Genomic DNA, 9,809 nt, shown 5'->3' on the forward strand with positions numbered 1-9,809 from the left:
AGCCCCCCGGCCGGAACCTACCCCGGCCCGACGCACGTTGCCGCCGCCGCCCGGCCGGGCCTACCGTGGAGAGGTTGTAGAGAGCGGTTTCTGCCGCCTCAGCCTCCCCGTGTGCCGCCGAGCCGGAAGGTCACCCCTTGAGCCAGCGCCCCCAGGCACTGTTCGCCATGGCCGCCGAGAACGTGCCGCAGGTCTTCCCTCCCGAGGTGCTGGCCCGGCTGCGCACCTCCGTGGACATCGATCCGGACCTCGTGGCCGAGGACTTCACCGACCCGCGCGTCCTCGACACGCTGGCCCGGACCGAGATCCTGGTGACCGGCTGGGGCTGCCCCCGGCTCGACGAGACGGTCCTCGCCGCCGCCCCCCGGCTGCGGGCGGTGCTGCACTCGGCCGGCTCCGTGAAGTCCTTCGCTACCCCCGGCATCCGGGAGCGCGGCATCACCGTCTCCTCGGCCGCCGCCGCCAACGCACTCCCGGTCGCCGAGTACACCCTCGCCATGATCCTGCTCGCCGGGAAGGACGTCCTCGCCGCCCGCGAGCGGATGCGCACGGCCCGCACCTCCACCGGCTGGGGCCTCATCCCCGGCATCGGCAACCACGGCCGCCGGGTCGGCATCATCGGCGCCTCCCGCATCGGCCGCCGTGTCCTCGAACTGCTGCGCCCCTTCGACCTGCGGCCGGTCCTCACCGACCCGTACGTCGACGAGCGGCGGGCCGCCGCGCTCGGCGTCACCCTGCTGCCCCTGGACGAACTGCTGCGCACGTGCGACATCGTCACCGTCCACGCCCCCCAGACGCCCGAGACGCACCACATGATCGGCCGCCGCGAGCTCGCCCTGATGCCCGACGGCGCCGTGCTGATCAACACCGCGCGCGGCGCGCTCGTCGACCACGACGCCCTGGTGGCGGAACTGCGCGCCGGGCGTCTGACCGCGATCCTCGACGTCACCGACCCGGAGCCGCTCCCCGCCGACTCCCCGCTCTACGACCTCCCCGGTGCGTTCGTCACCCCGCACCTCGCGGGCTCCCAGGGCAACGAACTGGCGCGGCTCGGCCGTGCGGTCGCCGAGGAGGCGGAGCGGCTGCTGGCCGGGGAGGAGCCGGCGTACGCGGTCGACTGGGCGGCGCTCGCCCGCGAAGCCTGACAGCACCCCGGCAACACACCACGAACGCGGCATTCTCCCGGCTCGGGGGGACCCGGTACCCGCCCCGCGCACCCATGGGCATACCGTGAGGAGTCGTACGTCCGAACCGGGAGGAGACACGGGATGGGCAGCCGAACCGCGCTGGTCGAGGATCTGATGGAGCGGTTCCCGCACGTGCCGCGGGAAGCCGTCTTCAAGGAGGACCTGCTCCGCGGCGGCGTCGCCTTCGACCCGTCCGCGCTCAGCGACAACGAGGGCGGCGAGGTCAAGCCGAAGTCGTACTTCATCTTCTCCTTCGACCACGGCACCCTGCCCGAACTGGGCGAGGCGGCCCTGCGCCGGCCGCCCGAGGAGATCATCCTCACCGGCGGCCCCTACGACCTGCGCCGCACCGTCGTCTCGGTCCGCGTGAACCCGTCCTCGCCGTACCGCGTCGCCGCGAACGACGACGGTGTGCTCGGCCTGTACCTCGACGGCAAGCGGATCTCCGACGTCGGTGTGCCGCCGATGCCCGAGTACTACCGGCACACCCTCGCCAACGGGAAGTCGGTCATGGAGGTCGCCCCGACCATCCAGTGGGGCTACCTGATCTACCTGACCGCGTTCCGCGTGTGCCAGTACTTCGGCGCCAAGGAGGAGTGCCAGTACTGCGACATCAACCACAACTGGCGCCAGCACAAGGCGGCGGGCCGCCCGTACACGGGCGTGAAGGACGTCGACGAGGTCCTCGAGGCGCTCGACATCATCAACAGGTACGACACCGCCAAGGTGTCCACCGCGTACACCCTCACCGGTGGAGCGATCACGTCGAAGGTCCAGGGCCTGGACGAGGCGGACTTCTACGGGCGGTACGCCAAGGCCATCGAGGAGCACTTCCCGGGCCGCTGGATCGGCAAGGTCGTCGCCCAGGCGCTGCCACGCGACGACGTCCAGCGGTTCAAGGACTACGGCGTGCAGATCTACCACCCCAACTACGAGGTGTGGGACGAGTACCTCTTCAAGATGTACTGCCCGGGCAAGGAGCGGTACGTCGGCCGCGACGAGTGGCACAAGCGCATCCTCGACTCGGCCGAGATCTTCGGGGCGCGCAACGTGATCCCCAACTTCGTCGCGGGCGTCGAGATGGCCGAGCCGTTCGGCTTCAAGACGGTCGACGAGGCGATCGCGTCGACCACCGAGGGCCTGCGGTTCTTCATGTCGCAGGGCATCACGCCCCGCTTCACCACCTGGTGCCCGGAGCCCACGACGCCGCTCGGCAAGGCCAACCCGCAGGGCGCGCCGCTGGAATACCACATCCGCCTGCTCCAGGCCTACCGGCAGACCATGGAGGACTTCGGCCTCTCCTCGCCCCCCGGCTACGGCCCGCCCGGCCCCGGCAACGCGGTCTTCTCGGTCAGCTCCTTCATGGACAGCCTCCCCGCCGACGAACCCACCGCCGTTCGATAACACTTCGATGACGCCGTGCTTTTCACGGCACGGTATTGAGTCGCCCGGCGGCCGCACCCGTATGACACTCCGAGGCCGGAGTCATAGGGGTGCGGCCGCCCTGTTCGTGATATCTGAACAGGGCGCTTGTCAGTTGTGTGAGAGGCGTGAAAAGCTCTCCCCCTGCCGCGAGGGTCCCCCCAACTCCAATGCCGATGTGGTGAGTTGACCTCGCTTGTGGATGCAGGAGACTCATGCCCGACCTGCCGACCCCTCAGGACGCCACCGAGGCCGCGCTGTTCTCCGAGTGCTGGGACGCCGTCCTCGCCTACGCGGACCTGTGCACCTCCGGTTCCACGGCCGCCGCACAGCTCGGCCGCGAGGCGTTCGCACACGGCATACGCGAGGCCCGCGCCGCCGACACCGGCCCGGTCCGCGGCACCGCCCGCCGCCCCGCCCGGCTGCCCCGCATACCCCTGCTGCTGACCTCCGTACGCACCACGGCAGCCGCCTGGGAGGAGGACGGGCAAGGGCACAAACTCGACCCCGACCTGCGCCTGTGGCTCAACTCGGACAAGGCCGCCCGCTACTCCGGCCCGCCCCTGCAGCGCCCGCTCGCGCTGCGCGGCCTGCGCGACCTGCAGCAGGCGGACGCGGAACTGCTGTGGTTCACCGAGGTGGAGGCGCTGCCGCTCCCCCTGGTCGCCCGCCGTCTCGGCCTCGACCCGGCCGGCGCCGCCGAGGAACTCCAGCAGGTGCGCACCCTCTTCCGGGACCGCTGCCACCGCAACCACCTCGACACACCGATGGACGCACAGTGCCGCAGCTACGCCCGGCTGCTGGACGCCGTCACCCGCTCCTCCGCCGCCGAGACCCCCGGCGACCTCTCCCGGCACCTCGCCACCTGCGTGCAGTGCGCCGAGGCCGCCGCCTGTCTGCGCCTGCACGGCGGCTCCCTGCCCGGGGCGCTGGCCGGCGGGGTGATCGGCTGGGGCGGCCTCGCCTACCTGGAGCGCCGCCGCCGCGCCGCCGAGGTGCGGCTCGGCGCGGGCCGCCCCGGCTCGGCGGACGAGGCGGCCGGCGAACCGGAGGACGGCGAGCAGAAGGCGCGCGTCGCCCGCAACGGCCTCCTCGTCGCCGCGGTCCTGGTCTCCGTACTGGCCCTCGGCGTCTCACTGATGCCCTTCGGCGGTGGAGGCGACGACCTCGGCGCGTCCGGCGGTGCCGACCGCCAGCCGGTGGCCGACCCCGCTCCGCCCCTGCCGTCCGCACCGTCCCTGCCGCCGGCCACCTCCAAGCCGGCCGAACGGACCACCCAGGGCACGAAGCAGCCGGAGAAGTCCGGCACGCCGGAGGACAGGAACCGCCACACCGAACCGCAGGGCACCTCCTCGCCCACCGACCGCACCGAGCCGGAGGAGAGCCGGGACCCCGCCTGCCGGGTCGAGTACGACCTGGTCAACCAGTGGCCCGACGGCTTCCAGGCCACCGTGACCGTCACCAGCGCCGAGGCCCTCGACTCCTGGCGCGTCGCCTGGTCATTCCGGGACGGCCAGAAGGTCGGCCAGATGTGGGACGCCTCCGTCTCCCAGGACGGCTCACGCGTCACCGCCACCGCCGCCGACTACAACAAGTCGGTCCCCGCCGGCGGCGACCTGGCCTTCGGCTTCATCGCCTCCTGGCACGGCAAGAACTCCCCGCCGTACGACTTCGAGGTGAACGGGCACGCCTGCGCGAAGGGCAGTTGACGAACCATCCGGCGTCATGCCGCGAGCGGCACCTGTTCGCCCTCTTCCGCATGCTGGTAGCGAGCCCAGATCTGATTCAGCTCGTGCTGGTAGTAGAGCGGGAACAGCACGGCCACGATGTAGAGAATGAGGCCGATCCAGGGGTTGCAGCTCCGTTCCATACCGGCCGACTGCTGCATGCGGGCAATGCGCAGACCGGTGTTGTAGACCGACACGAAGGGGGGAACGATGATCAGCCAGCCGAGCGTGACGGCCACGACGGCCATCGCCGGATTGACCTCGATCCGTGAATCGAATTCCCGGGCTTCGCGATTGATTTTGTAGTACCAGACCAGGTGGTAGATGCCCAGTGTGATCAGCGGCCAGACCAGCCACACGAGAAAGATGTTGCGGGTTTTGCCTGCGCGACCTGACATGCTGCACCTCCCGTAATTCCAGTGCACCACGTCCGGCCACCACGTGCGCGTCGTGCACGAGGGGCGGTGGGGAGCCGTCCCCGACGGCCCCGCGAGGGTGGGCCGACGGCCCCGTGAGGGTCGGATCAATTCCGTGGCGCCGACGGAGCGCGGCCCTCTATGGTGGGGGCGAATCGCGCGGCGGCCTGTTGCTGCCGCCGTCGGCTGTGTGACGTGCAGGAGGTGTGATCGATGGCTGTCTCTGAGATGGGCGCTGCCCGCATCCGGAAGTTCATCAAGTCCACCTCCGTGGCCTCCGGCTGACCTCCTCCTCCCAGCGCCTTCGCGCGCCGTGCCGGGGCCACCCTTGTGAAGGGTCACCCCTTGTCTCTCTCCTCTCTTTCGGGTTCGTCCTCGTCTGCCTCGCATCCGCTCCAGCCGTACGGCTGGGACGCGGGCTGGGAGGCCGAGTTCGTCCCGTACGAGGCCGAAGGCCTGCTCGCGGGCCGCGTCGTACGGGTCGACCGCGGGCAGTGTGACGTCGTCACCGCCGACGGGCCGCTGCGGGCCGACACCGCGTTCGTCACCCCGCACGACCCCCTGCGGGTCGTGTGCACCGGCGACTGGGTCGCCGTCGAACCCGGCGGGAACCCGCGCTACGTCCGCACCTGCCTGCCGCGCCGTACCGCCTTCGTCCGCTCCACCTCCTCGCAGCGGTCCGAGGGGCAGATCCTCGCGGCCAACGTCGACCACGCTGTCATCGCCGTGTCCCTCGCGGTCGAGCTGGACCTCGGCCGCATCGAACGCTTCCTCGCGCTCGCCTGGGAATCCGGGGCCCAGCCCGTCGTCGTCCTCACCAAGGCCGACCTCGTGCCGGACGCCGTGACCCGCGGACACCTCGTCCAGGACGTCGAGACGAGCGCGCCCGGCGTGCCGGTCGTGCCCGTCAGCTCCAGGGACGGGGACGGGCTCGACGTGGTTGCCGCGCTCGTCGGCGGGGGGACGTCCGTGCTGCTCGGGCAGTCCGGCGCGGGCAAGTCGACCCTCGCCAACGCGCTGCTCGGCGTGGACGTCATGACCGTCCAGGCCACCCGCGACGTCGACGGCAAGGGCCGTCACACCACGACCACGCGCAACCTGCTCGTCCTGCCCGGCGGGGGCGTCCTGATCGACACCCCCGGACTGCGCGGCGTCGGCCTCTGGGACGCCGGGACGGGCGTCGGGCAGGTGTTCTCCGAGATCGAGGAACTGGCCGGGCGCTGCCGCTTCCACGACTGCGCCCACGAGGCGGAGCCGGGGTGTGCCGTGCTGGCCGCCATCGACAGCGGCGAGCTCCCGGAGCGGCGCCTGGAGAGCTACCGCAAGCTGCTCCGGGAGAACCAGCGCATCGTCGCCAAGACCGACGCCCGCCTGCGCGCCGAGATCCGCAAGGACTGGAAGCGGAAGGGGGCGATGGGCAGGGCCGCGATGGAGGCGAAGCGGGGGGTGCACTGGCGCGCGTAGCGGCTTCGCGCCGCGGTGCCGGCCCGCGGCGCGTGCTCGCGCCCGGGCGCCGGGGCCGCGCCGTGCTGTCGATGTGCGGTTGGCTCGGGGTTCGGCTGCCGGGCACGCGTCGTGTCCGGTGTCCGTCTGCTCGGGGCTGCGCAACGTCCTGTGTCCGGCTGCCGGGCCGCGGCCGCGGTGGAGGCAAAGCAGGGGGCGCACTGGCGCGCGTAGCGGCTTCATGCTGCGGTGCCGGCGCGGCGCGTGCTTTCAACGCGCACCGGGCCGCGCCCGCGCGCCGGGGCCGCGCCGTGCTGTCGGCGTGCGGTTGGCTCGGGGTTCGGCTGCCGGGCATGCGTCGTGTCCGGTATCTGTCTGCTCGGGCCTGTGGCCCGCCCGGTGTCCGGTTGCGGCACCCCTCGCGTCCGGTGTCCGCCCGCCCGAACCCGTACCGGTTCCGGTCTGGCGGATGCCGGTCCGTATCGTGCCCCGTCAGGGGCGCGGGGAACTGCGCGAGCGACCACGACGGACCCGCGGCCGGACGATCACAGAACCCGGCACACGAGAAGCCCGGGTCGGTCGGCCCCCGATCGCGGTGTCCGATTTCCGCCAGCGGCCCACCGGGCGACGGCGGAGACTGGAGCTGTGACAGACCAGGGAACGGACGAGGACACCAGGTACGAGGCCGTGCGCAGTCGCGACGCCCGGTTCGACGGCGTGTTCTTCTTCGCCGTCGAGACGACCGGCATCTACTGCCGGCCGAGCTGCCCCGCGGTCACCCCCAAGCGGGCCAACGTACGGTTCTACGCCACGGCCGCCGCCGCGCAGGGCTCGGGCTTCCGGGCCTGCCGGCGGTGCCGGCCGGACGCCGTGCCCGGCTCCGCCGAGTGGAACGTCCGCGCCGATGTCGTGGGCCGGGCCGTGCGGCTGATCGCCGACGGCGTGGTCGACCGGGAGGGCGTCGCCGGGCTCGCCGGACGCCTCGGCTACAGCGCCCGGCAGGTGCAGCGGCAGCTCACCGCCGAGCTGGGCGCCGGCCCGGTCGCCCTCGCCCGGGCCCAGCGGGCCCACACCGCACGCGTCCTCGTGCAGACCACCGAGCTCCCGATCACCGAGATCGCTTTCGCGGCGGGCTTCGCCAGCGTGCGGCAGTTCAACGACACGATCCGGGCGGTGTACGCGTCGACCCCGAGCGAGCTGCGCGCCGCCGCGCCGCAGCACGGCCGGGGCCGCCGTACGGCCACCCCGAACGCCGGCATCCCGCTCCGGCTCGCCCACCGAGGCCCCTACCGGGCCGGACCCGTCTTCGACCTGCTCGAACACGAGGCCGTACCCGGCATCGAAGAGGTCAGCGGCCCGCCCGGCACCCGCACCTACCGGCGCACCCTCCGCCTCCCCTACGGCACCGGCATCGTCGCCGTCGACGAACGCACCGGCACCCCCCGGACCGGACCCGGCGCCCACCCCGGCGGCTGGCTCGACGCCCGGCTGCACCTCACCGACCCGCGCGACCTGACCACCGCCGTCCAGCGGCTGCGGCGCCTCTTCGACCTCGACGCCGACCCCTACGCCGTCGACGAGCGCCTCGCAGCCGACCCGCGGCTCGCCCCCCTGGTCGCCGCCCGGCCCGGACTGCGCTCGCCGGGCACCGCCGACCCGGAGGAACTCGCGGTGCGCGCGCTGACCGGCCGCACGCAGGCGGAACGGCTCGTACGCCGCTACGGCAAGGCCCTCGACGCCCCCTGCGGCAGCCTCACCCACCTCTTCCCCGAGCCGGCCGTGCTCGCCGGCGCCGAGCCCGGCGGCACCCTCGGCGCGCTCACCGCCGCCCTCGCCGACCACGCCGTACGCCTGGACCCGGGCGCCGACCGGGACGACGCGCAGGACGCCCTGCTGGCCGTGCCGGGCCTGGACCCCCGTACGGTGGCCGAGATCCGCACCCGTGCCCTCGGCGACCCGGACGTGGCCCCGCCCGGTCTCGACGTCCCCGACAGCTGGCGCCCCTGGCGCTCGTACGCACTGAACCACCTGCGCGCAGCAGGGGAGTGGGAGTCCCGATGACCTGCCCGACCTACTGGACGAGCGTGCCCGGCCCCCTCGGGCCGCTGCTCCTCACCGCCGCGCCGACCGGCGAGCTGACCTCCCTGTCGGTGCCCGGACAGAAGGGCGGACGCGAGGTACGGGAGGACTGGCGGCGCGACCCCGGGCCCTTCCGGGAGGCCGAGGAGCAGCTCGCCGCTTACTTCGCCGGGGAACTGAAGGAGTTCCGCCTGGCCTGGCGCACCGAGGGCACCGCCTTCCGCGAGAAGGTCTGGGCCGCCCTGGACGACATCCCCTACGGTTCGACCACGACCTACGGCGAGATCGCCGCGCGCATCGGTGCGCCCCGGGCGGCCGTACGGGCCGTCGGCGGTGCGATCGGCGCGAATCCGCTGCTGGTGGTCCGCCCGTGCCACCGGGTGATCGGAGCGGACGGCGCACTGACCGGATACGCCGGCGGCCTGGACCGGAAGGTACGGCTCCTGACGCACGAGGGCGTCCTCCCTGCCCGACTTCCCGCCTGACTTCTCGCCTGACTTCTCGCCTGAGGGAGTCGGCTCAGCCCCAGACGACCGCGCCCACCCAGGCCGCCGCGATCAGCTGGCAGGTGAACAGTTCGGTCAGGATGCTGGAGCCGCCCGCGCGCATGACCGTGCGCAGGGCAGCGACCGCGTCGGCGTGCCGGCCGAGGCGGATCCGTTCGAAGAGGTAGACACCGGCGAGGAATCCCGGGATAGCGCCGAGGACGGGGACCAGAACGAAGCCGAGGACGGATCCGGTGCCGGCGCACGCCAGCATGCGGCGGGTGGTGCGGTTCATCCGCAGCCGCCGCGGCGGCAGCGCCCAGCGGACGGCCTGGGAGACCAGCAGCAGGACCGTGGCCCCGACCAGCACCCACCATGCGACGGGCTGCGGATCCTTCAGCGCCCACCACATGACCGCGGCCCACACCAGCAACGATCCCGGCATGGCGGGCAGCAGCACTCCGCACAGCCCGAGCAGGATGACCAGCCCGACCAGCAGGAGGTCCCACACTCCCATCTGACCAGAGTGCCGGAACACCGGAGAACACGCAGGTCAGAAGCGTGGCCGGACCCCAGACCCGCAGGTCAGCCGCTCGCACCCCACCGGCCCCCGGATTTCGGATGACCGTTCTAAGGCTCACCCGACGTGTCGATCACCTGCCCGCGGCCGGCCGGTTTTTTCCACAAGCCCCGTTTTCATCCCGCTCGTGCGGTGGACAATTACGGGCATGAGCCAGCAGGGGGGAAGGCCCACCGGTCACGAGGACGACTGGTGGAGGGAGTTGTACGAGGACTCCACCGACGACACGGGCCCCACACCGGCACGGGATTCCCTGGACGACCGGTTCGCTTCGGCGTCGGGGGCGGTGGGAGACGGGGCGGAGGCGCGGACCGACTCCTCGGACCGGCCGGCCGCGCGGCCCCCCGGCGCGGAGCAGCCGGTGGTTCCGGCACCCCGTACCGGGGCCGACGACCTCCCGGCCGCGCCCCGCCCGAACGCCCGGGCCCCGCAACGCGCCCCCTGGGAGCCACCACCGCCCCGGCCCACCG

At 72.8% G+C, this 9,809-nt stretch carries 8 protein-coding genes and 1 pseudogene; 7 read left to right on the forward strand and 2 right to left on the reverse strand.

What is annotated here, in order from left to right:
- The first annotated feature begins 137 nt into the window (after positions 1-137).
- From K4G64_RS19050 to K4G64_RS19060, 3 genes are all read left to right on the forward strand, one after another.
- Complete coding sequence (locus K4G64_RS19050; RefSeq protein WP_221757222.1) at positions 138-1,145, forward strand: hydroxyacid dehydrogenase; 1,008 nt, start codon at positions 138-140, stop codon at positions 1,143-1,145.
- A 123-nt stretch (positions 1,146-1,268) separates the two neighbouring features.
- Positions 1,269-2,591 (forward strand): radical SAM protein, encoded by a 1,323-nt coding sequence (locus K4G64_RS19055; protein WP_221757223.1) that lies wholly within the window; start codon positions 1,269-1,271, stop codon positions 2,589-2,591.
- A 233-nt stretch (positions 2,592-2,824) separates the two neighbouring features.
- Complete coding sequence (locus tag K4G64_RS19060) at positions 2,825-4,318, forward strand: cellulose-binding domain-containing protein (RefSeq protein WP_221757224.1); 1,494 nt, start codon at positions 2,825-2,827, stop codon at positions 4,316-4,318.
- 14 nt (positions 4,319-4,332) lie between these two features.
- On the opposite strand, the gene K4G64_RS19065 is transcribed toward K4G64_RS19060, so the two are convergent.
- The gene (locus tag K4G64_RS19065; protein WP_221757225.1) at positions 4,333-4,734 is read right to left on the reverse strand and encodes a DUF4234 domain-containing protein; all 402 of its coding nucleotides are present in this window, start codon (positions 4,732-4,734) and stop codon (positions 4,333-4,335) included.
- Positions 4,735-5,097: 363 nt separating this feature from the next.
- Here K4G64_RS19065 and rsgA point away from each other — a divergent pair, with 363 nt between their 5' ends.
- The 3 genes from rsgA (at position 5,098) to K4G64_RS19080 (ending at position 8,759) form a co-directional block, all read left to right on the forward strand.
- Positions 5,098-6,216, forward strand: a complete 1,119-nt coding sequence (gene rsgA, locus K4G64_RS19070; protein ID WP_221757226.1) for a ribosome small subunit-dependent GTPase A — start codon at positions 5,098-5,100, stop codon at positions 6,214-6,216.
- Positions 6,217-6,840: 624 nt separating this feature from the next.
- A complete protein-coding gene (locus tag K4G64_RS19075; RefSeq protein WP_221757227.1) occupies positions 6,841-8,256 on the forward strand; it encodes a DNA-3-methyladenine glycosylase 2 family protein in 1,416 nt (471 codons plus the stop codon).
- Positions 8,253-8,759, forward strand: a complete 507-nt coding sequence (locus K4G64_RS19080; RefSeq protein ID WP_221757228.1) for a methylated-DNA--[protein]-cysteine S-methyltransferase — start codon at positions 8,253-8,255, stop codon at positions 8,757-8,759. The genes K4G64_RS19075 and K4G64_RS19080 overlap by 4 nt, the downstream gene beginning before the upstream one ends.
- Positions 8,760-8,793: 34 nt before the next feature.
- Here K4G64_RS19080 and K4G64_RS19085 read toward each other — a convergent pair whose 3' ends face one another.
- The gene (locus K4G64_RS19085; RefSeq protein WP_221757229.1) at positions 8,794-9,276 is read right to left on the reverse strand and encodes a DUF456 domain-containing protein; all 483 of its coding nucleotides are present in this window, start codon (positions 9,274-9,276) and stop codon (positions 8,794-8,796) included.
- 211 nt (positions 9,277-9,487) lie between these two features.
- Here K4G64_RS19085 and K4G64_RS40245 point away from each other — a divergent pair.
- Positions 9,488-9,809: pseudogene (locus K4G64_RS40245) on the forward strand (hypothetical protein); the annotation flags it as partial.

Source organism: Streptomyces sp. WAC04114 (assembly GCF_019733245.1).
Taxonomy (GTDB): domain Bacteria; phylum Actinomycetota; class Actinomycetes; order Streptomycetales; family Streptomycetaceae; genus Streptomyces; species Streptomyces massasporeus_A.